This is a genomic window from Ruegeria sp. B32, assembly GCF_025141855.1.
GTDB classification, from domain to species: domain Bacteria; phylum Pseudomonadota; class Alphaproteobacteria; order Rhodobacterales; family Rhodobacteraceae; genus Ruegeria; species Ruegeria arenilitoris.
Window position 1 is genome coordinate 911,913 of record NZ_CP081106.1, and the last position, 24,652, is coordinate 936,564.

Annotated in this window: 21 protein-coding genes; 13 read left to right on the forward strand and 8 right to left on the reverse strand. The window is 62.3% G+C overall.

The window, feature by feature from the left end; all coding sequences use genetic code 11:
* Positions 1–7: 7 nt before the first annotated feature.
* Complete coding sequence (locus K3752_RS04740; RefSeq protein ID WP_260065256.1) at positions 8–586, forward strand: TetR/AcrR family transcriptional regulator; 579 nt, start codon at positions 8–10, stop codon at positions 584–586.
* On the opposite strand, the gene kynU is transcribed toward K3752_RS04740, so the two are convergent.
* Positions 579–1,772 (reverse strand): kynureninase, encoded by a 1,194-nt coding sequence (gene kynU, locus K3752_RS04745; RefSeq protein WP_260065257.1) that lies wholly within the window; start codon positions 1,770–1,772, stop codon positions 579–581. The two genes, K3752_RS04740 and kynU, sit on opposite strands and share 8 nt — an antisense overlap.
* Before the next feature lie 198 nt (positions 1,773–1,970).
* On the opposite strand from kynU, the gene K3752_RS04750 reads away from it, so the two are divergent.
* The 6 genes from K3752_RS04750 (at position 1,971) to K3752_RS04775 (ending at position 8,634) form a co-directional block, all read left to right on the forward strand.
* Entirely contained in the window at positions 1,971–2,420 is a 450-nt protein-coding gene (locus K3752_RS04750) for an isoprenylcysteine carboxylmethyltransferase family protein (RefSeq protein WP_093964875.1), read from the forward strand.
* 130 nt (positions 2,421–2,550) lie between these two features.
* On the forward strand, positions 2,551–4,122 hold the full coding sequence (locus K3752_RS04755; RefSeq protein WP_170340345.1) for a Re/Si-specific NAD(P)(+) transhydrogenase subunit alpha: 1,572 nt from the start codon (positions 2,551–2,553) through the stop codon (positions 4,120–4,122).
* 13 nt (positions 4,123–4,135) lie between these two features.
* Positions 4,136–5,590: an NAD(P)(+) transhydrogenase (Re/Si-specific) subunit beta gene (locus K3752_RS04760; RefSeq protein WP_093964877.1), complete on the forward strand. Its 1,455-nt coding sequence runs from the start codon at positions 4,136–4,138 to the stop codon at positions 5,588–5,590.
* Between the two features lie 97 nt (positions 5,591–5,687).
* Complete coding sequence (locus tag K3752_RS04765) at positions 5,688–6,044, forward strand: VOC family protein (RefSeq protein ID WP_260065261.1); 357 nt, start codon at positions 5,688–5,690, stop codon at positions 6,042–6,044.
* Between the two features lie 106 nt (positions 6,045–6,150).
* Positions 6,151–7,428: a DUF3422 family protein gene (locus tag K3752_RS04770; RefSeq protein ID WP_170436837.1), complete on the forward strand. Its 1,278-nt coding sequence runs from the start codon at positions 6,151–6,153 to the stop codon at positions 7,426–7,428.
* 69 nt (positions 7,429–7,497) lie between these two features.
* Complete coding sequence (locus K3752_RS04775; RefSeq protein ID WP_260065263.1) at positions 7,498–8,634, forward strand: MFS transporter; 1,137 nt, start codon at positions 7,498–7,500, stop codon at positions 8,632–8,634.
* Between the two features lie 7 nt (positions 8,635–8,641).
* Here the strand turns inward: K3752_RS04775 and K3752_RS04780 are convergent, their stop codons facing one another.
* The 3 genes from K3752_RS04780 to K3752_RS04790 form a co-directional block, all read right to left on the reverse strand.
* The gene (locus K3752_RS04780) at positions 8,642–9,622 is read right to left on the reverse strand and encodes an ABC transporter permease (RefSeq protein ID WP_093964881.1); all 981 of its coding nucleotides are present in this window, start codon (positions 9,620–9,622) and stop codon (positions 8,642–8,644) included.
* Complete coding sequence (locus tag K3752_RS04785) at positions 9,615–10,622, reverse strand: ABC transporter permease (RefSeq protein ID WP_170340351.1); 1,008 nt, start codon at positions 10,620–10,622, stop codon at positions 9,615–9,617. The genes K3752_RS04780 and K3752_RS04785 overlap by 8 nt, the downstream gene beginning before the upstream one ends.
* 94 nt (positions 10,623–10,716) lie before the next feature.
* Entirely contained in the window at positions 10,717–12,423 is a 1,707-nt protein-coding gene (locus K3752_RS04790; protein ID WP_170391038.1) for a peptide ABC transporter substrate-binding protein, read from the reverse strand.
* Positions 12,424–12,705: 282 nt separating this feature from the next.
* On the opposite strand from K3752_RS04790, the gene K3752_RS04795 reads away from it, so the two are divergent.
* Genes K3752_RS04795 through K3752_RS04815 form a run of 5 tightly spaced genes read left to right on the forward strand, consistent with a single transcriptional unit; the run spans position 12,706 to position 19,290 of the window.
* Entirely contained in the window at positions 12,706–14,526 is a 1,821-nt protein-coding gene (locus K3752_RS04795; RefSeq protein WP_170450691.1) for an ABC transporter ATP-binding protein, read from the forward strand.
* Between the two features lie 5 nt (positions 14,527–14,531).
* Positions 14,532–15,698: an acetylornithine deacetylase gene (gene argE, locus K3752_RS04800; RefSeq protein WP_260065269.1), complete on the forward strand. Its 1,167-nt coding sequence runs from the start codon at positions 14,532–14,534 to the stop codon at positions 15,696–15,698.
* Between the two features lie 56 nt (positions 15,699–15,754).
* Complete coding sequence (locus tag K3752_RS04805) at positions 15,755–16,921, forward strand: M20 aminoacylase family protein (protein WP_260065271.1); 1,167 nt, start codon at positions 15,755–15,757, stop codon at positions 16,919–16,921.
* A 16-nt stretch (positions 16,922–16,937) separates the two neighbouring features.
* A complete protein-coding gene (locus K3752_RS04810; protein ID WP_260065273.1) occupies positions 16,938–18,101 on the forward strand; it encodes a M20 aminoacylase family protein in 1,164 nt (387 codons plus the stop codon).
* A gap of 25 nt (positions 18,102–18,126) precedes the next feature.
* Entirely contained in the window at positions 18,127–19,290 is a 1,164-nt protein-coding gene (locus K3752_RS04815; protein ID WP_260065275.1) for a M20 aminoacylase family protein, read from the forward strand.
* 39 nt (positions 19,291–19,329) lie between these two features.
* On the opposite strand, the gene K3752_RS04820 is transcribed toward K3752_RS04815, so the two are convergent.
* Positions 19,330–20,640, reverse strand: coding sequence for a 3-deoxy-D-manno-octulosonic acid transferase (locus K3752_RS04820; protein ID WP_260065276.1), 1,311 nt, complete (start codon positions 20,638–20,640; stop codon positions 19,330–19,332).
* Between the two features lies 1 nt (position 20,641).
* Positions 20,642–21,649: a GTP 3',8-cyclase MoaA gene (gene moaA, locus K3752_RS04825; RefSeq protein ID WP_170357326.1), complete on the reverse strand. Its 1,008-nt coding sequence runs from the start codon at positions 21,647–21,649 to the stop codon at positions 20,642–20,644.
* A 91-nt stretch (positions 21,650–21,740) separates the two neighbouring features.
* Between moaA and K3752_RS04830 the strand changes: the two genes are divergently transcribed.
* Positions 21,741–22,145 (forward strand): hypothetical protein, encoded by a 405-nt coding sequence (locus tag K3752_RS04830; RefSeq protein ID WP_170340364.1) that lies wholly within the window; start codon positions 21,741–21,743, stop codon positions 22,143–22,145.
* Here the strand turns inward: K3752_RS04830 and K3752_RS04835 are convergent.
* Together K3752_RS04835 and glmS are read right to left on the reverse strand one after the other, a co-directional pair.
* Positions 22,133–22,819, reverse strand: a complete 687-nt coding sequence (locus K3752_RS04835) for a DNA alkylation repair protein (protein WP_260065279.1) — start codon at positions 22,817–22,819, stop codon at positions 22,133–22,135. The genes K3752_RS04830 and K3752_RS04835 overlap by 13 nt on opposite strands.
* 6 nt (positions 22,820–22,825) lie before the next feature.
* Positions 22,826–24,649, reverse strand: a complete 1,824-nt coding sequence (gene glmS, locus K3752_RS04840) for a glutamine--fructose-6-phosphate transaminase (isomerizing) (protein WP_260065280.1) — start codon at positions 24,647–24,649, stop codon at positions 22,826–22,828.
* Positions 24,650–24,652: the final 3 nt, after the last annotated feature.

Here is a 24,652-nt window from a genome sequence, read left to right on the forward strand (position 1 = left end):
TCAATTCATGGCGGAAAAACTGGATGATACACGGGCAAAGGCGATCCTGACTTCGGCGTTTCAGGCCTTTTCCGCCTATGGGTTCCGCAAGACCTCGATGGACGACATAGCGCGCGGCGCGGGTATGTCCCGTCCAGCGGTCTATCTGCATTACAAGAACAAGGAGGCCATCGTTCGCAGTCTGACACAGGCGCATTACGCCGAAAAGATCGCGGCGGTGGCACATGCGTTGCAAGGCGAGGGAACGGTGTCCGAGATCCTGGCGCGGGCGATTGACGCGCAGATCGCCGGGATGGCGGCCATCCTGGCCTCGCCGCATGGGCTTGAGATGCTGGATACCAGCAAGTCCACAGCCGCCGACATCGTGGCCGAGGGCGAGGCGGCGCTGGCGGATCTCTACGCCGAATGGCTGGAGCGCGAACTGGCGGCCGGTCGCGTGCGCCTGCCGGACGGTCCGGCCGAGACCGCGCGGACCATCACCGCCGCACTGAAGGGGATCAAGATGACCGCCTCGAACGCTGATGAGTTCGAGCAGCGCATCGCCCAGCTGACCGCGCTGATCGGCGCGGGGCTTGAGGTCAGGTAACTCGCTGCCGGATTTTGTATTCCGCTTTGTCCCACAAACGGTTCTGCATGATGTCGGTCAGAATATCCACGGCGCGTGTCACGTCGCCTTCGTCGATATACAGCGGCGTGAAGCCGAACCGCATGATGTCGGGCGCGCGGAAATCCCCGATCACGCCGCGGGCGATCAGGGCCTGCATCGCCGCGTACCCGTCGGCAAACCGGAACGAGACTTGGCTGCCACGCATCGCGGGGTCGCGGGGGCTGGCCAGTTCCAGATCGGGGCAGGTGGCCTCGACCTGCTGGATGAACTGTTCGGTCAGGGCGATGGACTTGGCGCGCACGTCATCCATGTCGGCCATGTCCCAGATATCCATCGCCGCGGCCAGCGCGGTCATCTGGATCACCGGTGGCGTGCCGACGCGCATGCGCTCGATGCCTGCGCCGGGGCGATAGTCCAGATCGAAGGCAAACGGCGCCTCGTGTCCCAGCCAGCCCGACAGGGCCGGGCGCGCGGTGTCCGCCCATTTCGGAGCGACATAGATGAAGGCCGGGGCGCCCGGACCACCGTTGAGGTATTTATAGGTGCACCCGACCGCGAAATCGGCGTTGCAGCCGGCCAGGTCCACCGGGATGGCCCCGGCTGAGTGGGCCAGATCCCACACCGTGATGACGCCGCGCGCATGGGCCAGCTCGGTCAGCGCCTTCATGTCGTGCCTGCGGCCGGTGCGATAGTCGACTTCGGTCAGCATCAGCACGGCGACTTCATCGGTAATGTGCTCGGCCACGGTCTCGGGGTCCACGACCCGAAGCTCGTACTCCTCGCCCAGCGAGCGCAGCAGCCCGTCAGCCATGTAGAGATCGGAAGGGAAGTTGCCATTGTCCGACAGGACCACCTTGCGCCCCGGGTTCAGCTCCAACGCCGAGGCAACCGCCTGAAAGACCTTGATCGACAGCGTGTCGCCGGCCACGACCGTACCGGGCGCGGCGCCGATCAGGCGGCCGATCCGATCGCCCAGGTCGGTCGGCATGCCCATCCACCCGGCCTTGTTCCACCCGGTGATCAGCATCTGGCCCCATTCCTCGGTCAGCATCTTCTGTACCTTTGCGGCCGCCGCCTTGGGCAGAGGGCCCAGCGAGTTGCCGTCCAGATACAGAACTCCTTCCGGCAGGTGGAACATGGCTTTGGTGGCGGCGAAGTCGGTCATGATAAATCCCGGTGTTTTCTTGTGTCCGACCCGGGGTATCGGATCGGTGCCGGGCTGTCTACGTCCGCCTGTTTGTGGCCCGGGTGCACAATATTCGACCGCAAGGCCAAGATGCTTTGCCATCGGGGTCTGAAAGCGGTAGGACTTGGCCCGGAAGCGACATGTGCCGGTGCATGTCGTCGTTCAAAAGGGATGCTCATGCGCCGTATCGACGTACCGCCACTGTGGCTTTTGGGCTTCGCGGTGTTGGCCTGGTTGCAGGGCCGTTATCTGTCGCTCGGCCTGTCGCTGGAAGGCGGGTTGACCGACCTGCTAAGCGGGTTGCTGATTGGTGGGGGTATCCTGCTGGCGGTTCTGGCCATCGTAGAATTCCGCCGTCACCGTACGACGGTCATTCCGCATGAAACACCCACCGCAATGGTGCAGTCGGGCATCTACAAGCGCAGCCGCAATCCGATCTATCTGGGCGATGTCCTGATCCTTGCCGGGTTGATCCTGCGCTTCGATGCCGTGTTGTCGCTGGTGTTGGTTCCTGTGTTCGTCTGGGTATTGGAACGGCGGTTCATCCTGCCTGAGGAGGACCGCCTGCGCCGCACCTTCCGTGCGGATTTCGCGCGTTACGAACGCAAAACCCGTCGGTGGATCTGAAATGCGCCGACCCGTGACACAACGTAATGAATGCTGCGCTTGCGAAATAATGTTGCGCAGGATAGATCTTTGCTTAACAAACAATACCGACCACCCGCTCGGTCAGAGTGAAAATTAGGGGGACTTGCCGGTGAAAATAGGCACGCCAAAGGAAATACTGAAAGGCGAGAACCGGGTCGCGATGACTCCGGAGTCAGCCGTGCAGCTGCAGAAATTGGGCTATGAATGCGCCATCGAGAAGGGGGCTGGTGCTGCCGCCGGTTTCTCAGACGAGGCTTACGAGGCCGTCGGGGTCGAAATCGTCAAGACAGCTGCCTCTTTGTGGAAATCGTCGGACATCATCGCCAAGGTGCGCGTGCCCACCGAGACCGAAATGAAGCGTCTGACCAAGGGCAAGACGCTGATCTCGTTCTTCAACCCGGCAGGGAACGAAGAAGGGATGGAATTGGCGAAAGCCAAGGGCGCCAATGTCATCGCGATGGAAATGGTGCCCCGCATCAGCCGTGCACAGAAGATGGATGCGCTGTCGTCAATGGCCAACATCGCCGGGTACCGTGCGGTGATCGAGGCGGGCAACAACTTTGGCCGCTTCTTCACCGGCCAGGTGACGGCCGCGGGCAAGGTGCCGCCGGCCAAGGTTCTGATCGTTGGTGCCGGTGTTGCAGGTCTGGCCGCCATCGGGACGTCGACGTCGCTTGGCGCGATCACCTATGCGTTCGATGTGCGCCCTGAGGTCGCTGAACAGGTGGAGTCGATGGGCGCCGAATTCGTCTATCTGGACTTTGAAGAGGAACAGCAGGATGGCTCGGCCACCGGCGGGTATGCTTCGGTTCAGTCCGAGGAGTTCCGAAATGCGCAGCTGGCCAAGTTCCGCGAGCTTGCGCCCGAGATGGACATCGTCATCACTACGGCCCTGATCCCCAACCGCCCGGCCCCCAAGCTGTGGCTTGAGGATATGGTCAAGGCGATGAAGCCCGGCTCGGTCATTGTGGACCTTGCGGCCGAGCGTGGAGGAAATGTCGAAGGCACCGTGCCGGATGAAAAGGTCGTGACCGACAATGGCGTGACCATCATCGGCTATACCGACTTCCCCAGCCGAATGGCGGCTCAGTCCTCGTCGCTTTATGCGACCAACATCCGTCACATGATGACTGACCTGACCCCCGACAAGGACGGTCAGATCAATCACAACATGGAAGATGACGTGATCCGTGGCGCGACCGTCACCTACGAAGGTGAGATCACCTTCCCGCCACCACCGCCCAAGGTGCAGGCCATCGCGGCCAAACCCAAGGCCGAGGTCAAGGAACTGACGCCCGAAGAAAAACGCGCGCAAGAGATCGCGGCCTTCAAGGCGCAGACCAAGCAACAGGTCACCCTGCTGGGCGTGGGCGGAGCGCTGATGCTGCTGGTAGGGCTGGTGGCTCCTGCCAGCTTCATGCAGCATTTCATCGTCTTCGTGCTGGCTGTTTTCGTGGGCTTCCAGGTGATCTGGAACGTCAGTCACAGTCTGCACACACCGTTGATGGCGATCACCAACGCGATTTCATCGATCATCATCGTGGGCGCGTTGATGCAGATCGGGTCGGGGTCTTTCCTCGTCATTCTGCTGGCGGCGCTGTCGATCTTCATGGCCGGGATCAACATCTTCGGCGGTTTCCTCGTAACCCGGCGCATGCTCGCCATGTTCCAGAAATCTTAAGGAGGCCGGGCACATGGAATTTGGCTTCACCACTGCCGCCTATGTCGTTGCGGCTGTTCTGTTCATCCTTTCGCTCGGCGGCCTGTCGAACCAGGAAAGCGCCAAGCGCGCGGTCTGGTACGGCATCGTCGGCATGGCGCTGGCGGTTTTCGCCACGCTGGTCGGCCCCGGATCGGGCCTGTGGCTGCTGTCGCTGCTGCTGATCATCGGCGGTGGTCTGATCGGTCAATATGTGGCGCAGCGCGTCCAGATGACCGAGATGCCGCAGCTTGTGGCCGCCATGCACTCGCTGGTGGGTCTGGCGGCGGTTTTCGTCGGGTACAACGCCCATTTCGAGATCAAGAATGTCGCCGAAGTCTTTGCGATCGTTGACGCGGCCAAGGATGCCGACCTGTCGGATCTGGGCGCCTTCGCGAAACTGATCGCCAAGAAAACCCCGGCCGAGCTGGCTATTCTGCATGTCGAGCTGTTCCTGGGCATCTTCATCGGTGCGATCACCTTTACCGGTTCGGTCGTGGCCTATGGAAAACTGGCCGGCAAGGTCACCTCGGCGGCCACCAAACTGCCGGGCGGGCATGCGCTGAACGCGGCGGCGGCTGGCCTCTCGCTGATCTGTCTGATCTGGTACACCGCTTCGGGTGGCTTCTTCCCGCTGTTCCTGATGACGCTGGCGGCGTTGTTCATCGGTTATCACCTGATCATGGGCATCGGCGGTGCCGACATGCCGGTCGTTGTGTCTATGCTGAACAGCTACTCGGGCTGGGCCGCGGCCGCGATTGGTTTCTCGCTGGGCAACGACCTGCTGATCGTCGTCGGTGCGCTGGTCGGCTCGTCGGGTGCGATCCTGTCCTACATCATGTGCAAGGCGATGAACCGTCACTTTGTCAGCGTGATCCTGGGCGGCTTTGGCGGCACTTCGGGGCCCCAGATGGAGGTTGAAGGCGAACAGGTGGCGATCGACGCCGACGGTGTTGCAGCAGCGTTGAACGATGCCGACAGCGTCATCATCATCCCCGGCTACGGAATGGCGGTGGCGCAGGCGCAGCAATCTGTCAGCGAACTGGTCCGTAAGCTGCGCGCCAAGGGCAAGAATGTGCGCTTTGCCATCCACCCCGTCGCGGGCCGTCTTCCGGGCCACATGAACGTGCTGCTGGCCGAGGCCAAGGTGCCCTATGACATCGTGCTGGAAATGGACGAGATCAACGACGACTTCCCGGAAACGGATGTCGCGATCGTCATTGGCTCGAACGACATCGTGAACCCTGCGGCGCAGGAAGACCCGAACAGCCCCATTGCCGGGATGCCGGTTCTGGAATGCTGGAAGGCCAAGCAGGTGATCGTCTCGAAACGCGGGCAGGGCACCGGGTATTCGGGCATCGAAAACCCGTTGTTCTACAAGGAGAACACCCGCATGTTCTATGGCGACGCCAAGCAGTCGCTGGACAAGCTGCTGCCAATGATCGACTGATCTGTGGCTCATATCCTTGGAAAAGGCGCCCCTCGCGGGCGCCTTTTTCCGTTTCAGGGTATGATGCCGTATCAACCCAATCGGCAGGAGGTGTTCCATGCATAAGGTAAACGGCATCGGCGGCGTGTTCTTTCGCGCCCGCGATCCGAAGGCTCTGTCGCAATGGTACGAGACCCATCTGGGCGTCAATCACTATGACCCGGTCCCGTGGAAGCAGCGCGAAGGCTACACCGTGTTTGCCCCTTTCGCCGCAGATACGGACTATTTCGGTGATGCCGCCCAGCAATGGATGATCAATTTCCGCGTCGACGATCTGGCGGCCATGGTCGACCAGCTGCGTGCGGCTGGAATCGAGGTGGAGACCCGTGACGAATGGAACAGCGAGATCGGAAAATTCGCCCGCCTGCACGACCCCGAGGGCAATCCGATCGAGCTCTGGCAGCCAAATCAATGAGATAGCCGGCTTGTATACCGCGGTATCCATGTAAGTATATGAAATAAATAGATAATTGATGAAATGCTTCGGTGTCGTATAGTGCCCGGAACACAAGGAGCCGCTCATGACGCCAATCGAGGATCATCCGCTGCGCTATGCGCTGGCCAATGAATTGCACGCGCGGCCGTTCCCCGTGGCGCAGGCGCCGTGCACGGTTGTATTCCTTGCGATCAAAAAACCGGTCGCCGCGGTGGCGCGCGACCGAGCCAAAGATATGGCTCACCTGATCGACCTGTTGGACCGCCACGGGGCGCAGCATCCGCAGCCCGATGCCACCCACTATGCCGGCCAGATCGGGCGGCACTGGTTGAAGTGGGAGCACCACACGGAATTCGTGACCTATACGGCCATCACTCAGAATGTCAGCGAGCGCGCCTTCAACCCCGCCGATTTCGAGGTATTCCCCCCCGACTGGCTGATGGCCAGTCCGGGCCAGCGCGTGACCTCGATCATGCTGCGGGTGGTGCAGCGCCCGGATGACGGGGCCACGCAAGCCGCGCTAGCGGATTGGTTCGAGCCGGAAAGCCTGGCGGTGTCGCGGGTGCTGGACGACTCGGCGATCTGCGCCAGCGATTTTCGCATCGACCCGGCAGGCCACATGCGGTTTGCCCTGTTCGTGTCCGAGGGCACCGGGCGCAGGCGCACCGGCCGGATCATCCAGCGCTTGTGCGAGATCGAGACCTACAAGGCGATGTCCATGTTGGGCTTTGCCCGGGTCAAGGCCCTGATGCCTCAGATCGGCGAGTTGGACCGGCAACTGACCCAGTTGATGGGCGAGATGACCAAGGATACGACCCATCCCGACGATCTGCTGCCGCAATTGCTGGCCACCTCGACCGAGCTCGAGACGCTGTCGGCGCGTTCGGCCTTTCGCTTTGCCGCGACGGGGGCCTATGAGGCCATCGTGCACCAGCGGATCGAGGCGCTGCGCGAGGATCGCTTTCACGGGCGTCAGACATTCGCCGATTTCATGATGCGCCGCTATGACCCGGCCATGCGCACGGTCAAGGCAACCGAACGGCGGCTGCAGGCACTTTCGGACCGGGCCATTCGCGCCGGCGACCTGCTGCGGACGCGGGTCGATGTCGAGCGCAGCGCGCAGAACCAGGCCTTGCTGGAGAGCATGGACCGCCGGGCGGATCTGGCGCTGCGATTGCAGCACACGGTCGAAGGCCTGTCGGTGGTCGCCATCAGCTATTACGCCGTGTCTCTGGTCAGTTACCTGCTGTACCCGTTGACCAATGCGGGGATCAGCAAGGGGATGCTGACCGCAGGCGTGACGCTGCCTGTAGTGGCGCTTGTCTGGCTGGCCGTGCGCCGCATCCGCCGCAAGCTGGAATAGCGCGGCTTGCCAACCGGCGCGCGGCCTGTATTGCTGCGAGGCAGATATTTCGCAGGCAGGGCAGGTTTCATGATCGGATTGGTTTCAGCCTGGCGGGCCGTGGCCGCCATGTTCATCCTGAACGGCGCCCTGTTCGGCATCTGGGCCTCGCGCATTCCGGCCGTCCGTGACCGTCTGGGGCTGAGCCACGAGGAACTGGGCTATGGCCTGCTGTTCATGGCGGCCGGGGCGGTGTGTTCCTTTCCCGTCACCGGACGCCTGACCGACAGGTTCGGGGCGGTGACCGTGACGCGGGTGATCGCGGTCCTGTACACGGCCTCACTGATCCTTCTTGCGGCCGCCGACAGCTTCGCCATGCTGGCTGCGTTCCTGTTCATCTTCGGGGCCTTCCACGGCTCGATGGATGTGGCCATGAACGCCTGGGCCGCCGAGGTCGAGCAGGCCTATGCCAAACCGGTGATGTCCTCGTTCCATGCAATGTGGAGCCTCGGCGCCGGGTTGGGGGCGCTCAGTGGCTATGGCGCGGTTCAGATGCAACTTGCCGTGCTGCCACATTTCCTGCTGGCCGGCGGGGCAACCGTCGCGCTGGCGCTTGCCTTGTCCTGGGTCCGATGGACGTCGCGGCGGGTGCAGTCCGACGGCAACGCGATCTTTGCCTTGCCCAGCGGCGTTCTGGTTCTGGTCGGGCTGACCGCGATGTGCGGCGCGCTGGGCGAGGGGGCAGTAGCTGACTGGAGCGCCATCTTTCTGCGGGATGTCACGGGTGTGGCTGAAAGCGTTGCGGCCTTGGGCTATGCCGTCTTTTCGGTGTCCATGGTTGCCGTGCGGCTGCTAGGCGGCCTCGTGATCGCCCGATTCGGCCCGGTGCCCGTGGCCCGGGTCAGCGGAGCCTGCGCGGCCGTGGGCGTATTCCTGGTGGTATCGGCCGGCGGCGCGATCGGGGCGCTGGCTGGATTCGCGATGATGGGCGTGGGCTATGCGGTGATCATGCCGCTGGCCTTCAGCCGGGCGGCGAATGACCCGCATGTCCCACCGGGGCAGGCCATCGCCAGTGTCGCCACTTTGGGGTACGGAGGTCTGCTGATCGGTCCGCCGCTTATCGGGCTTCTGGCGGGGATCCTGTCACTGCGGCTGGCCTTTGCCGTCCTGCTGCCGCTGGCGGTGGTGATCGTGGTGTTGGCCGGCGCGCTCAGGCGCGCCGACTGACTTTGGATCAGCGTCCGCGGATACGCGGATCGAGCGCATCGCGCAGGCCGTCGCCCAGATAGTTGACGCTCAGCACGGTCAGCGAGATTGCCAGGCCGGGCCAGAACACACGCTCGGGGTATTGCTGCAGATAGTCGACGCCATCGAACAGTAGCCGGCCCCAGGTGGGGAAGTCAGGCGGGAAGCCCAGCCCCAGAAAGGACAGCGCGCTTTCGGTGATGATCGCCGTGGCGATGCCCAGCGTGGCCGACACCATGATCGGCGACAGCACGTTGGGCAGGATGTGCCGTGTGATGATCTGCGTGTTGCTGGTGCCGATCGAGCGGGCGGCCAGAACGAACTCGCGTTCCTTGATCGCCAGCACGTCGCCGCGCACGATCCGCGCCGTAGGCATCCACGAGGTGATGCCGATGGCGCAGACGATCAGGATGAAGATCCCACGTTCAAGCCCGAACGCAGCGGACAGAGGCTCGCGGAACAGCAGCATCATCACCAGCAGCAGCGGCAGCAGCGGCAGGGCCAGGAACAGATCGGTCAGGCGCATCAGCGGCCCGTCCAGCCGTTTGAAGAACCCGGCAACCACGCCGATGAACGACCCCAGGAACAGCGCCAGCAGCATCGCGGTGATGCCGACCGATACCGAGGTCTGCCCCCCAGACATCATTCGCGCCATGATGTCCCGGCCCAGCTGATCGGTGCCGAACGGATGGGCCCAGCTGGGCCCCTGGTTGCGGGCACGGATGTCGATCTGGGTCGGGTCGATGGTCCACAGGAACGGGCCCAGATAGACGGCCGCGACGATGAAGATGAACAGCATCGCGCCGATCATGGCGCCCTTGTGGGTCTTGAACTGGTCCCACACGTCGCGCCACTGGCTGCGAGGTGGGGTGGTCAGTTCTTCCATTACATCGGCAGTCGGCAAGGCCGTCGAGGCCGGCGCAAGGCCCTCATCAGGGACCAGCGTGTCTGATTGATTGTGATCAGTCATAGCGGATCCTCGGGTCCAGAATGCCATAGAGAACGTCTGCGATCAGGTTGAACAGGACGATCAGCACGGCAAAGATGAAGGTCAGCGTCTGCACCATCGGCAGGTCATTGGCCTGAATGGCGCCGATCAGCAGTTGGCCGATGCCGTTCACCTTGAACACCTGCTCGGTGATGATCGCGCCACCAAAGATCGCCGGAATACCCAGAGCGATCACGGTAACCACCGGGATCATCGAGTTGCGCAGGACATGTACCATGACGACGGTGTATTCGCTCAGGCCCTTGGCGCGGGCGGTACGGACGTAATCCTGGTTGAGGTTGTCCAGCATCGAGGCGCGCATGAACCGGCTGAGCTGCGCGGTGATCTGCAGCGCCAGCACCATCACGGGCATGATCATCTGTTTCAGCTGAACGACGAAGCTGTCCCAGTCATTGACCACATGCGTCGTGTCATAGATCGACGGGAACCAGCCCAACTGGACCGAGAAGATCACGATCACCAGCACCCCCGAGAAGAACGGCGGAACCGAGAAGCCGACCATCGACACGAAGGTGCCCATCTGGTCGAACCAGGAATACTGGCGATACGCCGAATAGATGCCGATGGGCAGGGCGATCAGGATGGCGACCACATAGGCGGTGCCGACAACCCACAGAGTCTGCGGGATACGCTGAACGACGATGTCCATGACGGGCGAGCGGGTCTGCCACGAAATCACACGCAGGTCACCTTCGGAAAAGGTAGTGCCAAAGATGTGGTCGACCAGAACCTGCGGTTCGATCCAGAAGAACTGCACGATCCATTTCCAGAACCGGACATGCATCGGCTGGCCGAGGCCAAGCGCCTCGCGCATCTTCTCTTTGACTTCGGGCGGAACGGTAAGCGGAACCTGTGCCATCGGGTCGCCGGGGGCGAGTTCGAGCAACAGGAAGATGACGAGACTGATGAACAAGAGCGTCGGAACGGCCAGGATCAGTCGTCGAATGGTGAAGTTGAGCATTAAGAGGCGCCTTTATATGCGTCTTCTTGTTGGTGGAACTTGCGAAAGACCGCGCCCCGATACAAATCGGGACGCGGCTGTGCAAGGCTAGCGCTTAGGAACCGGTCTTGCGGTACCAGTCAGCGATGTTCCACAGTTCGCTGTCCCACACGTTCAGGACGACACCGCCCAGAGTGTTTGCGTGGGCCGACAGACGACCACGGTGGACCAGCGGGATCATGCCGCCGTTCTGAACCATGATGTCGTTCAACTGCTTCGCGATTTCGGCGCGCTGCTCCAGACCGGCGGTCTGCGCCAGTTGGGCGTGCAGTTTGTCGAACTCTTCGTTGCAGAAGCGGCTGATGTTTTCACCCTGCCACTGGGTCTCGGGACGCGGTGCCTTATCGCACAGGCCGTTGCCCAGATAGCTTTGCGGGTCGGTGCCGTTGAAGGTGTTGGCGTACATTTCAACGTCAGCATAGAACTTCTGGAACGTGTCGGGCGAGCCCGGGTCACCACCGAAGAAGACCGAGGCGTTGATGTTGCGCAGTTCGGTTTCGATGCCGATCTGGCTCCACCATTCCTTGATCAGCGCCTGGAAGTCCTGACGGACGGCGTTGGTCGAGGTCTGATAGACGATCTTCAGCGGAACGCCATCCTTCTCGCGGACGCCGTCGCCATCGGTGTCGACGATGCCGGCATCATCCAGCAGTTTCTTGGCGCCTTCGATATCCTGCGTGTCGCAGGTCATCGAGGTCGAGTTGAACGCAGCCGGAGCCGGCACCCAGTTGCAGGTCACTTTACCCGCCTGGCCATAGCCGATCTCAACCAGCAGCGGGCGGTCGATTGCCATCGACATAGCCTTGTAGACTGCCGGATCCTTCAGGAACGGGTGCGGGTGCTTGGCCGTCGAACGCTCGCCTTCCGGCAGTTCGGGCGACGGGTTGGTCTGGTTCAGCATGATGCGCTCGACCAGCGGGCCAAAGCCTGCCACCGGAGTGCCTTTGCCGCCTTCTTGCATCTGCGCGATCACTTCGGGCGCCAGCTGCAGGTTCCAGGCATAGTCGAACTCGCCGGTTTCCATCACGGCGCGACCGGCCGCGGTCGCATCGCCGCCGCCCTTGAAGGTCACGGTTGCGAAGGCCGGTTTCGCCGGGTCACGATAGTTGTCGTTGGCCTTGAAGGTGATCACGTCGTTCGGCTTGAACTCGGTGACGACAAACGGGCCGGTGCCGATCGGGTTGAAGTTCTGCTCGGTGCATTCCGGAGCTTTCGCGCCCATGCAGTCCGCGAACTGAGCTGCCTGGATGATCGGGCTTTCACCGCCGACGAACGGACCATAGGGGAACGGGGTCGGCTTGTCGAAAGTGACTTTGACGGTCAGATCATCCACAGCTTCGACGCTGGTGACGCCTTCGAACTTGGTCACCTGCGCACAGCCACCTTCGGGGTCCATGCAGTAGTCGGCGGTGAATTTCACGTCGGCCGAGGTGAACGGCGTGCCATCCGACCAGGTTATCCCCGGAGCGATCTTCCACGTGATCGAGGTGAGGTCCTCGCTCACGCCGCCGTTTTCGACGGTCGGGATTTCGGCTGCCAGATACGGCACCATGTTGCCGTCCTGGTCGTAGCGGGCCAGAGGTTCGATCACCAGCGAGGCCGCTTCGACGTCTTTGGTGCCGCCCGACAGGAACGGGTTCAGGATCGAGGGTGCTTGCCAATAGATGATGCTGACGTTGCCGTCCGATCCGCGCTCGGCCATGGCCATCGGGGCCATCGCCGTGCTTGCAATCGCACCAAGCAAAAGGGTTTTGATTTTCATCATACACTCCTTGTTGGACACATTCGTGTCTCGATTTTCTCCGCAAGGCCTGCGGATTTGGCGTTGCCGTGCCGGGCTCAAGCCACTGAAACAAAAGACAATTGCGCAAATGTTTGCGCACTACGTCCAATTTCTCGGCACGGTTACGCGGGGTATCGAAACAGAGTTTGCAGAAATTGCAAGCCTTGCCGCAGCGAAACTGGCAATGCGTTTGACTTTTCCTGTCAGCCCGCCTTAGCGTTCGGCAATCAAAACACTCATGCAGCCAAGGGGAGCGCTCGCGTGCTGGATCAGCCTATCGCCCAGATCAGGGAACTTCGGGTCGAATTCCAAACCAAGGATGGGCCCGTCGTCGGGGTCGAGGATGTCTCGTTCGAGGTCCGTCCGGGCGAAACCGTCTGCATCGTGGGCGAATCGGGATCGGGCAAGTCCGTGTCTTCGCTGTCGTTGATGCGCCTTGTCGAATTCGGCGGGGGTGAGATCGCCGGCGGACAGTTGATTTTCGACCGTAACGACGGGACCGAGCTGGATCTGGCCAAGGCCGATCAGGACCTCATGAAGCAGATTCGCGGCAACGAAATCGGGATGATCTTTCAGGAACCGATGACTGCGCTGAACCCTGTTTTCACGGTCGGGCGACAGCTGACCGAAGGGCTGCGGATTCACAAGGATATGTCCAAGTCCCAGGCCGAAGCACGCGCCTTGGAACTGCTGAAACAGGTCCGCATCCCCGAACCCGAGCGGCGGCTCAAGCAGTATCCGCACGAATTGTCGGGCGGGATGCGCCAGCGGGTTGTGATCGCCATGGCCATGGCCTGCGAGCCGCGCCTGCTGATCGCCGATGAGCCCACCACGGCGCTGGACGTGACGATCCAGGCCGAGATCCTGGCCCTGATGGACCGGCTGAAGCGTGAAACCGGCACGGCGGTCATGTTTATCACCCATGACATGGCCGTGGTCGCCCAGATGGCCGACAGGGTTGTTGTCATGTACCGCGGCAACAAGGTCGAAGAGGGCACCGTCACCGAGATTTTCGAGAATCCCCAGCATGACTACACCAAGGCTCTGCTGGCCGCGGTGCCCAAGCTGGGTGAAATGCGCGGAAAATCCGCCCCCGAGCCGATGAAGTTGCTGGGTGTCGAAGGACAGAAGATCGCCCCGATTCCCGGAACCGAGGATGTATTGCTGTCAGTTCGGAACCTGACCACGCGGTTCCCGGTAAAAGGCGGGATCCTGCGTCGCACCATTTCGAATGTGCACGCGGTCGAAGATGTCTCGTTCACCCTGAACAGAGGGCAGACGCTGAGCCTCGTCGGCGAGTCGGGTTGTGGAAAATCCTCGGCCGGCCGCTCGATCCTGCGGTTGATCGAGCCCATGGCCGGTGAAATCAGTCTTGATGGTGTGGACATCATGAAGCTGGACCAGAAGGGCCTGCGCAAGGCCCGCCTGGACATGCAGATGATCTTTCAAGACCCATTCGCATCGCTGAACCCTCAGATGCAGTTGGTTGATCAGGTGGCCGAGCCGATGCGCAACTATGGCGTGGCGTCGGGGTCGGAACTGCAAGACCGGGTCGCACAGCTGTTCGACAAGGTGCACCTGCCACGCAGCTTCATGCGTCGATTCCCGCACGAAATGTCGGGTGGGCAACGGCAGCGAATTGCGATTGCCCGGGCGCTGGCCCTGAACCCGAAACTGATCATTGCGGACGAAGCCGTTTCCGCGCTGGACGTTTCTGTTCAGGCGCAGGTTCTGAACCTGATGATGGAATTGCAGTCCGAACTTGGGCTGAGCTATCTGTTTATCAGCCACGACATGGCCGTGGTTGAGCGGGTCAGCCACCACGTGGGTGTGATGTATCTGGGCCGGATCGTCGAACTGGGCCCAAGGGCGCGTGTTTTCGAGAACCCACAGCACCCCTATACGCAGGCATTGATGAAGGCGGTTCCGATCGCCGATCCCAATCAGCGCAAAACGGAAAAAGATCTGAATTTCAAACCGATCCCGTCTCCAATTCACCCAATCGGCTATGAGCCTGCGCCTTCGGAATACCGCGAGGTCGAGCCGGGCCACTTCATCCTGACGACCGACAGCGGCTACTGACCCATATGCCACAGCGCCTGACTCCGCTTGAGATCATGACCAAGCTGATCTCGTTTCCCACCGTCAGCCGCGACAGCAACCTGCCGCTGATCGACTGGGTCGAAGACTACCTGAACGGCCACGGAATCCGCGCCCACAGATGGCCGGATCCGGACCAGCCGCACAAGGCGGCCCTGTTTGCCCATGTCGGCCCTTGGGAGGAAGGCGCGGTCGTGCTTTCCGGTCACACGGATGTGGTGCCGGTGGACGGACAACCCTGGGACAGCGACCCGTTTGTCGTGACCGAACGAGACGGCAAGTTTTTCGGACGTGGCACCTGTGACATGAAGGGCTTTGACGCCCTCGCCATATGGGCGCTGGTCGAGGCGCAGTACGCCGACGTCAAGCGCCCGCTGCAATTGGCGCTGAGCTTTGACGAGGAGGTCGGCTGCACCGGTGCGCCGCCCATGATCGTCGCCATGCAAGAGGTTCTGCCCAAGGGCTCGGCCGTGGTGGTGGGCGAGCCGTCGATGATGCAGGCCGTCACCGGCCACAAGGGCGGTTTCGGCTATGATACTCATGTGGTTGGATACGAGGTGCACAGTTCGATCATGCATACCGGTGTCAATGCGATCATGTATGCCGCGCCGCTGATCGACTGGGCGAATGCCCAGAACGACATCAACATGGCGGCGGACCCCAGCGACATCGCGGCAATCTTTGATCCTCCTTGGACAACCTGCCACGTGGGCATGATCAAGGGCGGCACTGCGCACAACATCACGGCCAAGGATTGCCGTTTCATGATGGATTTCCGGGTCGTCCCCGGCGAGCAGGCATCAGCTTGGAAAGAAGCCTATCTGGAACAGGTAAGAGTGGCGGAAGAGAAGATGCAGCAAGTGCATCCTAACGCCCATATCGAGGTGAAGGCCAGCTTTGCCGTTCCGGCGTTGGTCCCGGAAACAGATGGCGAAGCCGAGACGCTGGTGCGCGCCCTTACGGGCGACAACGCAACCCATGTCGTCAGCTATGGCACCGAAGCCGGTCAGTTTCAGGAAGCCGGTTACTCGGCCGTGATCTGTGGGCCCGGAGATATCGCCCAGGCGCACCAGCCGAACGAATACATCACGATCGCTCAGTTCAACGCCGGCCATGACTTCATGCAGCGTCTGGTCTACAAACTGGCGGCGTGACCCAAAAAGAGGCACTGGAAACTCAGGATTTCAGTCAGAAGCTCGGAGAGTTTAACATGCCGGTCAAAAACAGACTTGCTGAAATGCACGCCGAGATAACCAAGTGGCGGCGGCACCTGCATGCGCATCCCGAGTTGATGTACGACGTTCATGAAACCGCCGGCTTCGTTGTCGATAGGCTCAAGGAGTTCGGTGTCGATGAAATCACGCCGGGTATCGGTAAAACCGGTATCGTGGCCGTGATCCGAGGGCGGACGGACACGCAGGGGCGGGTGATCGGGTTGCGGGCCGACATGGATGCCTTGCCGATCAACGAGGCGACCGGAGTGGACTATGCTTCGACCGTGCCGGGCAAGATGCATGCCTGCGGGCATGACGGGCACACGTCGATTTTGCTCGGCGCTGCGCAATACCTTGCCGAGACGCGCAATTTCGACGGAACGGTGGTTCTGATCTTTCAACCGGCCGAAGAAGGCGGGGCCGGCGGTCTGGCCATGTGCCGCGATGGGCTTATGGATCGCTGGGGCATTCAGGAAGTCTACGGCTTGCACAACATGCCCGGCCTACCTGTCGGAGAGTTCGCAATCCGGCCCGGCGCGCTGCTGGCGTCGTCGGACGAGTTCGAGATTGTCGTGACCGGCAAAGGTGGCCACGCCGCCGCACCGCATGAAGCCATCGACACAACCTTGGTGGCATCGCATATCGTGGTTGCGCTGCAATCGGTTGTATCCCGCACCGTTGATCCGATCCGACGGGTGGTGCTGACGGTGGGGACGTTTGAAACTGACAGCGTCGCCTCGAACGTGATTGCGCACACGGTCCGGCTGCAGGGCACGGTTCGCACACTGGACCCGGAATACCGTGGCATCGCCGAGGAGCGCGTGCGCCGGATCGCCGAAGACACAGCCTCGGCTTTTGGCGCCAAAGCCCGCGTGACTTGGACGCCCGGCTACCCGGTGACGGTGAACTCCGAGGCGGAAACGGCTTTCGCCGCCGAAGCCGCCAAGGCCGTGGCCGGCAAGGTCAATGACGCAACGGATCCGATCATGCCGTCGGAAGACTTCGCCTACATGCTTCAAGAACGGCCCGGAGCCTACATCTTCTTGGGGAACGGCGACACGGCCATGTGCCACCATCCCGAATACAATTTCGACGACCAGGTCATTCCGGCCGGATGCAGCTGGTTCGCCGAGCTCGTCGAACGACGAATGCCCATCGCCTGAAACAGGAAAGACAGTCATGCCGATCAAGAACCGTTTTGCCGAAATGCACCCCGAAATCACCGGTTGGCGGCGCGACATACATCAGCACCCCGAAATTCTCTACGATACCCATCGGACCAGCGCATTGGTTGCGGAAAAACTGAAAGAGTTCGGTTGCGACGATGTCGTGACCGGAATTGGCCGGACCGGGGTGGTCGGCGTGATCAAGGGCAGGACCGACACCCAAGGCCGGGTGATCGGTCTGCGCGCAGATATGGATGCGCTGCCAATGCAGGAGCAGACGGGTGCGGAATATGCCTCCAAGACTGAGGGGGCCATGCATGCCTGTGGCCATGACGGTCACACTGCGATGGTTCTGGGCGCCGCCAAATATCTGGCCGAGACCCGAAACTTCGATGGGACCGCGATCGTGATCTTTCAACCGGCCGAAGAAGGCGGCAACGGTGCGGAAGCCATGTGCCAAGACGGTTTGATGGACCGGTTCGGCATCCAGGAAGTCTATGCGATGCACAACGTGCCGGGCCTGCCGACCGGGCAGTTTGCCATTCGCTCCGGGCCTCTGCTGGCGGCGGCGGACGAGTTCGACATCCATCTTGAAGGCCGCGGCGGTCATGCCGCCAAGCCGCAGGAAACCGTGGATACTACGGTCATGCTGTCGCAACTGATCGTGGCCCTGCAGACCATCGTTTCGCGCAACGCCGACCCGATCTTGCAGGCCGTTCTGTCGGTCACGGCGGTCGAGACCTCGTCGAATGCGTTCAACGTGATCCCGCAATCGGCCCGGCTGCGTGGCACCGTCCGCACCCATTCGAACGAGATGCGCGACCTGATCGAACAGCGACTGAATGAAGTTGTGCAAGGTGTCGCGGCGACCATGGGTGGCACCGCCACGGTGACCTACTCGCGCGGCGTTCCGGTCACGATCAACGCGGAAGAGCAGACCGGATATGCAGAATCCGCGGCAATTGCCGTCGGTGGCAGCTGTGCCGAAGCACCGATGGTGATGGGGGGCGAAGACTTCTCGTTCATGTTGCAGGAACGTCCCGGCGCCTTCATAGTCTTGGGAAATGGCGACAGCGCCGGGCTTCACCACCCCGAATACGATTTCAATGACGAGATCATTCCGATCGGATGCTCGTGGTTTGCAGAAATGGTCGAACGCCGGATGCCGGTGGCCTGAGATTTCTTAAGGAGAGAAGACGAAAATGCCAGTGAAGAACCGCTTTGCCGAATTGCAGGATGAAATCACCGCCTGGCGGCGTGATATTCACGAGAATCCTGAAATTCTGTTCGATACGCATCGCACCAGTGCGCTGGTTGCGGAAAAGCTGAGAGAATTCGGCTGCGACGAGGTGGTCACGGGGATTGGCCGCACCGGAGTTGTCGGGGTGATCAAGGGCAAGGCCGACACCAAGGGGAAGGTGATCGGATTGCGGGCGGATATGGACGCTTTGCCGATCCACGAGGCGACGGGGTTGGACTATGCTTCGAAAACGCCGGGTGCGATGCATGCCTGCGGCCATGACGGCCACACCGCCATGCTGCTGGGGGCGGCCAAATACCTGTCCGAAACGCGCAATTTCGACGGAACCGTCGTTGTTATCTTCCAGCCCGCCGAGGAGGGTGGCGGCGGCGGCCGCGAAATGTGCGAAGACAACCTGATGGAGCGTTGGGGCATTCAGGAAGTCTACGGAATGCACAATTGGCCCGGTAAGCCTGTGGGCAGCTTCTCGATCCGGCCGGGGGCGTTCTTCGCGGCGACTGACCAGTTCGATATCACGTTCGAAGGTCGTGGTGGTCATGCCGCCAAACCGCATGAAACCGTGGACACCACTGTCATGACTGCGCAGGCGGTTCTGGCGTTGCAGACCATCGCGTCGCGCAATGCCGATCCGATCGATCAGGTCGTTGTTTCGGTCACCTCGTTCGAGACCTCGTCGAAGGCGTTCAACGTGATCCCGCAGAAAGTGCAGATCAAGGGCACCGTGCGCACGATGAGCAAAGAGATGCGCGACCTTGCTGAGCAGCGCATCAACGAAATCTGCTCGGGCGTCGCCGCGACATTCGGCGGTACTGCCGATGTTAACTATATCCGGGGCTATCCGGTCATGATCAACAGCGACGAACAGACCGAGTTCGCCGCCGAGGTCGCCCGCTCGGTTTCGGGGGCCTGCGAGGAGGCGCCTTTGGTCATGGGCGGCGAGGATTTCGCCTACATGCTGGAAGAGCGCCCCGGCGCCTATATCCTGGTCGGCAATGGCGACACGGCGATGGTTCACCACCCGGAATACAATTTCAACGACGAGGCGATCCCTGCCGGGTGCAGCTGGTGGGCCGAGATCGTCGAACAGCGGATGCCCGCAGCCTGATACCGTGGCGGGGGCGCAGGCCCCCGCTGCTGCTTGCGGTCAGCGGCCTGCGTCCTCCAGACCCAGTTTGTCGCATAGCGTATCTACAACCGCATCCAGCGCCGATTTCTGGGTATTCACGCAGGACTGCGCCGCAGCTTGCGCCGCGGCCAGCGCCGATCTGTCCGACAGCCAGAGTTCGACCGCCTTGGCCAACTCGTAACCCGAGGACACTTCGACCGCGCCACCGCTATCCACCAGCGGGGCAAATGTCTCGGCAAAATTGTAGTAACCCGGCCCGGTGATCACCGCGGCCCCGGCCTGTGCGGGTTCGAACGGGTTGTGGCCGCCGATCTCTTTCAGCGACCCGCCCAGAAACACGATCTGGCACAGTGCGTACCAGGTGCCAGTTTCGCCCAATGTATCGGCCACGTAGACCTGCGTGTCGTCGGTGATCTGCTGCCCGGCGCTGCGCAGGGCGTGGCTTTGACCTGCGGCATCAATCAGGGCGCAGACCTCGTCCCGCCGTTCCGGGTGGCGGGGGATCAGCAGCAGCAGCAGGTCGGGCCAGCGGTTCAGCAATTCGGCATGGGCGGCCAGAACGGTCTCCTCCTCGCCCGCATGGGTCGAACTGGCGATCCAGACCGGCCGCGCGCCGATCTGCGCGCGAATATGCGACAACGTGTCTTGATCCACCGGCAGCGGATCGGACATGGCCTTGAGGTTGGTTCCGGGTTGCACCAGATCGGCGGGCGCGCCCATGACGATCAGGTTTGCGGCCGTGCGGTCGTTTTGCGTCAGGAACAGGCGGAACTGGCTCAGGACATAGCGGGCGGTGTCGGGGCGCTTCTTCCACCCGGCCACCGATTTCTCGGACAGGCGCGCGTTCAGCAGGGCCAGTGGTGTCCCACGCTGGGCGGTCTCGACGATCAGTCGTGGCCAGATCTCGCTTTCGACAAAGACGCCGGCATCGGGCCGCCAGTGATCCAGGAACCGCGCCACCGGGCCGGCGCTGTCCAGAGGGGGGTATTGGTGGCGGGTGCGCGGCGGCAGACGTTTTTCCACCAGCGCCGCCGAGGTCGGGGTGCCAGAGGTGATCAGGAACTGTGCATCCTCGATCCGTTCGCTCATGCGCCTGATAAGGCTCAGAACCGACAGGCTTTCGCCAACGCTGGCCGCATGGAACCAGATCAGCCGACCGTCGGGCCGGGGCTGGCTCGCATGGCCCAGCCGCTCGCGCTGACGGACCTCGGAAACACCCGCCGTCTGCAGCTTGGCGCGAACGGTGCGCCAGGCCAATGGCATGGCGATGGACGTCAACGCGCAGTACATACGGTACAGCGTCGTGGGTTGCCCCGACTGGTCTGCCATGTCAGCCGCCCGTGTGGCTCATGTGACGGCTCATCTGGCCATCGATCTTCTGGCGGGAATAGTCGAAATCATGGCCCTTGGGCTTGAGGGTAATCGCCGCGCGGATCGCCTGTTCCAGTGGCTCTTCACTGTTGGGGTGGTCGCGCAGAGGGGCGCGCAAGTCGGCCATGTCCTCTTGCCCCAGGCACATGTACAACTCGCCCGTGCAGGTCAGGCGTACCCGGTTGCAACTTTCACAGAAATTATGGCTGAGCGGCGTGATGAAGCCGATCTTCTGCCCGGTTTCCTCCAACCGGACATAGCGCGCCGGTCCGCCCGTGCGCTCGGCCAGATCGGTGACAGTATAGTGGTTTTCGTACTCGGCCCGCACGTCTTTCAGCGACCAGTACTGGTCCAGCCGGTCCTCGTTGCCGATGTCACCCATGGGCATGACCTCGATCCAGGTCAGGTCCATGTCGCGCTCGGCGCACCAGCGGGTGATCTTGGGGAGTTCGTCCTCGTTGAACCCTTTCAGGGCCACCGCGTTGATCTTGACGCGCAACCCGGCCTTCTGCGCGGCATCGATCCCGCCCAGGACCTGTTTCAAGCGACCCCAACGGGTGATCTGGGCGAATTTGTCCTCGTCCAGCGTGTCGAGCGAGACATTCACCCGCCGCACCCCGGCGGCATACAGGTCGTCGGCGAACCGGGCGAGTTGCGAGCCATTGGTGGTCAGCGTCAGCTCTTTCAGTGCGCCGCTGTCCAGATGCCGGGTCATCGAGTCGAAGAACCCCATGATCCCACGGCGCACAAGCGGCTCGCCCCCGGTGATCCGCAGCTTTTCCACGCCCAGTCGAATGAAGGTCGAACACATCCGGTCCAGTTCTTCCAGCGTCAGCAGCTCTTTCTTGGGCAGAAAGGTCATGTTTTCAGACATGCAGTAGACACAGCGGAAATCGCAGCGGTCCGTGACGGAGACGCGGAGATAGGTGATTGCGCGGGCAAACGGGTCGATCAACGGAGCAGTCATGCCCAATAGGTAAAGCGCACCGTGCCTTGCGACAAGTCAGAACTGCGCTTGAGGGGTGGAACGCGGGCGCGGGCAGGGGTAGGCTGGTCGCATGCGATACCTGTTTGTCATTATTCCTGCGTTTCTGACCGGCTGTGATGCGGTGCGGCAAAGCCTTGATCGCGCCCCGGATGCGGAACCTGCGCAGACGACAGAAACCGCCGCTGCGACCGAAGAGGTGGAAGCAACGCCTGTTGCGGCCGTGAACACCGGATGGGCCGGCGCCAAGACAACGATTGCCGGACTGGGCGATCCGAACAAGCCCGGACGCTGGCTTGAAACGCCGTTGGTCGAAACTGAGATCAATGGCCGGGTGGTCGTGCCCAAGACGGGCGCGCAGGCCTATATCACACTTGTACCGGCGCCCTCAGGTGGCAGCCGCCTGTCGGTTGAGGCGATGCGTGCGCTGCTGGTGCCGTTTGACGAGCTGGTCGAATTGGACGTTTATTCCAACTGATCTTTCAGGTACTTGCCGGCCTCTTTGCGGGCAAAAGGCTTCATCGCGTGACCTTGCGCGGCCAGAAACGCCCAGACCCGGTCGGGGTCGTGTTTGGAGAGGTCGCGCAGCCACCAGGCCACCGCCTTCTGGATGAACCAGTCGCGATCAGGGGCATAACCGGCGGCCCACCCCAGAATTCGGTCGCGGCGCTCAAGGTCTTCGGGCTTGGGGTGGTTCTGCTTGGTCCAGGGCAGGGTGGCCACCAGCGCCGCGCGTCGGGTCCACATGTGATCCGAGGTCGTCCAGCTTTCGACCTGGTCCAGCCGCGACGGATCGGCCCACAGGCGCTTTTGCACGGCCATGCTCGCATGATCGGCCACCGCCCAGGCGTCGAAATCGGGCAGCCAGCTTTGCAGCAGGTCCCAAACCGCCTGATCGGGGCGGATGCGCGCTTGGGTCAGCAGCTTGGCGGCGGCCAGCCGCGCCTCGTGGATGTTGGTCTGCCACAGCTGATCGGCCAGCGCGACACGGGCGTCCACGTCCATCTGCTGCCGCCAGCTTTTGGTCAGATCATTCAGCACCGGATTCGGTACCCCAAGATAGGGGCGATCGACCTTGTGATAGGCCGCCATCTGGGCGGCCCGGTCCGGGTCGGCATGGGCCTTGATCTGGTCCAAGGGGCTGTCCGGCATGGCGGCTTACTCGACCGTGACGGATTTCGCCAGGTTGCGCGGCTGGTCCACATCGGTGCCCTTGGCGACCGCCGTGTGATAGGCCAGCAGCTGCGCGGGCACCGAATACAGGATCGGCGCCACCGAGGCGTGGGCATGCGGCATTCGGATCGTGCTCCAGACGCCGTCCTTGGCATCTGCGATCCCGTCGTCGTCCGAGACCAGAATGACCTTGCCCTTGCGTGCCATGACCTCTTGCATGTTCGACACGGTCTTGTCGAACACCGCATCGCGCGGGGCCATGACCACCACGGGCATGTGCTTGTCGATCAGGGCGATGGGGCCGTGCTTCAACTCGCCCGAGGCATAACCTTCGGCGTGGATATAGCTGATTTCCTTGAGTTTCAGCGCGCCTTCAAGGGCCAGCGGGTACATCAGGCCGCGGCCCAGGAACAGAACGTCGCGCGCCTCGGACAGGCGCTGAGCGGATTTCCGGATCGCCTCCTCCTGATCCAGCGCGGCGTTCAGCAGCGTCGGCAGGCCGCGCAGCGCGGCGGCGTGATCGGCCAGCGCATCGTCGCCCAGCGTGCCCCGGTCGGCCGCGGCCTTGAGCGCCAGCATCAGCAGAACGCTCAGCTGGCAGGTAAAGGCCTTGGTCGAGGCCACACCGATCTCGACCCCGGCATGGATGGGCAGCGCCACGTCGCTTTCCCGCGCGATCGAGCTTTCGGGGACATTGACCACCGACACGATCTTGTCGGCCTTGCCCTCGCAATAGCGCAGCGCGGCCAGGGTGTCGGCGGTTTCGCCCGACTGGCTGACGAACAGGGCCAGCGTGCGGTCGGTGATCGGCGGTTCGCGATAGCGGAACTCGCTGGCGATATCGACCTCGACCGGCATCCGGGCCAGTTGCTCGAACCAGTACTTGGCGGTCAGACAGGCATAGAAGGCTGTGCCGCAGGCCACCATGGTCAGGCGGTCCAGCTTGGAGAAATCAAGATCCGCGTCCGGCAGAACCACCCGGTCGCTGCCGGTGGGCAGGTACGAGCGGACCGCCTCAGCCACCACCACCGGCTGTTCGGCGATTTCTTTGGCCATGAAATGCTTGTGCCCGCCCTTGTCGGTCCGGGTCTGATCCAGCTGGATCTTGCGGATCTCGCGATTTGCGATCTCGCCCGCCTCGTTGCGGATCTCGACCGAAATGCGGGTGACCACGGCGCGGTCGCCTTCTTCCAGATAGGTGATCCGGTCGGTCAGCGGCGCCAGTGCGATGGCGTCCGAGCCCACGAACATCTCGCCATCCCCGTGCCCGATGGCCAGCGGCGAGCCCTTGCGGGCGGCGACGATCAGGTCATCCTCGCCATCGAACAGGAAGGCCAGCGCAAAGGCGCCTTGCAGCCGGTCGATGGTCTTGAAGGCGGCCTCGACCGGGCTCAGCCCCGATTTCATGTAGAATTCCGTCATCAACGCGACGGTTTCGGTGTCGGTCTCGGTCTGGAAATCGATTCCGTTCTCGGCCAGTTCGGCCCGCAGCTCGCGATAGTTTTCGACGATGCCGTTGTGGACCACGGCAACCGGTCCGGCCTGATGCGGGTGCGCGTTGCTGACCGAGGGTGCGCCATGGGTCGCCCAACGCGTGTGCCCGATGCCGGATTTGCCAGGCAGGGGGTCATGCACCAGCAGGTCACTGAGATTGACCAGCTTGCCCACCGCGCGCCGACGGCCCAGCTTGCCGCCGTTTACGGTTGCGATGCCCGCACTATCATAGCCGCGGTATTCTAGTCGTTTCAGTGCTTCGACCAGGATGGGCGCCGCCTCGTGCTTGCCCAATACGCCAACAATTCCACACATTTA

Excerpts from the sequence above, each read along its gene's own strand:
- K3752_RS04785 (WP_170340351.1), bottom strand. The coding sequence starts at position 10,622 with ATGCTCAACTTCACCATTCGACGACTGATCCTGGCCGTTCCGACGCTC.
- glmS (WP_260065280.1), bottom strand. The coding sequence starts at position 24,649 with ATGTGTGGAATTGTTGGCGTATTGGGCAAGCACGAGGCGGCGCCCATC.
- K3752_RS04790 (WP_170391038.1), bottom strand. The coding sequence starts at position 12,423 with ATGAAAATCAAAACCCTTTTGCTTGGTGCGATTGCAAGCACGGCGATG.
- K3752_RS04815 (WP_260065275.1), top strand. The coding sequence starts at position 18,127 with ATGCCAGTGAAGAACCGCTTTGCCGAATTGCAGGATGAAATCACCGCC.
- kynU (WP_260065257.1), bottom strand. The coding sequence starts at position 1,772 with ATGACCGACTTCGCCGCCACCAAAGCCATGTTCCACCTGCCGGAAGGA.
- K3752_RS04835 (WP_260065279.1), bottom strand. The coding sequence starts at position 22,819 with ATGCCGGACAGCCCCTTGGACCAGATCAAGGCCCATGCCGACCCGGAC.
- argE (WP_260065269.1), top strand. The coding sequence starts at position 14,532 with ATGCCACAGCGCCTGACTCCGCTTGAGATCATGACCAAGCTGATCTCG.
- K3752_RS04765 (WP_260065261.1), top strand. The coding sequence starts at position 5,688 with ATGCATAAGGTAAACGGCATCGGCGGCGTGTTCTTTCGCGCCCGCGAT.
- K3752_RS04830 (WP_170340364.1), top strand. The coding sequence starts at position 21,741 with ATGCGATACCTGTTTGTCATTATTCCTGCGTTTCTGACCGGCTGTGAT.
- K3752_RS04780 (WP_093964881.1), bottom strand. The coding sequence starts at position 9,622 with ATGACTGATCACAATCAATCAGACACGCTGGTCCCTGATGAGGGCCTT.
- K3752_RS04760 (WP_093964877.1), top strand. The coding sequence starts at position 4,136 with ATGGAATTTGGCTTCACCACTGCCGCCTATGTCGTTGCGGCTGTTCTG.
- moaA (WP_170357326.1), bottom strand. The coding sequence starts at position 21,649 with ATGACTGCTCCGTTGATCGACCCGTTTGCCCGCGCAATCACCTATCTC.
- K3752_RS04770 (WP_170436837.1), top strand. The coding sequence starts at position 6,151 with ATGACGCCAATCGAGGATCATCCGCTGCGCTATGCGCTGGCCAATGAA.
- K3752_RS04805 (WP_260065271.1), top strand. The coding sequence starts at position 15,755 with ATGCCGGTCAAAAACAGACTTGCTGAAATGCACGCCGAGATAACCAAG.
- K3752_RS04775 (WP_260065263.1), top strand. The coding sequence starts at position 7,498 with ATGATCGGATTGGTTTCAGCCTGGCGGGCCGTGGCCGCCATGTTCATC.
- K3752_RS04810 (WP_260065273.1), top strand. The coding sequence starts at position 16,938 with ATGCCGATCAAGAACCGTTTTGCCGAAATGCACCCCGAAATCACCGGT.
- K3752_RS04750 (WP_093964875.1), top strand. The coding sequence starts at position 1,971 with ATGCGCCGTATCGACGTACCGCCACTGTGGCTTTTGGGCTTCGCGGTG.
- K3752_RS04820 (WP_260065276.1), bottom strand. The coding sequence starts at position 20,640 with ATGGCAGACCAGTCGGGGCAACCCACGACGCTGTACCGTATGTACTGC.
- K3752_RS04740 (WP_260065256.1), top strand. The coding sequence starts at position 8 with ATGGCGGAAAAACTGGATGATACACGGGCAAAGGCGATCCTGACTTCG.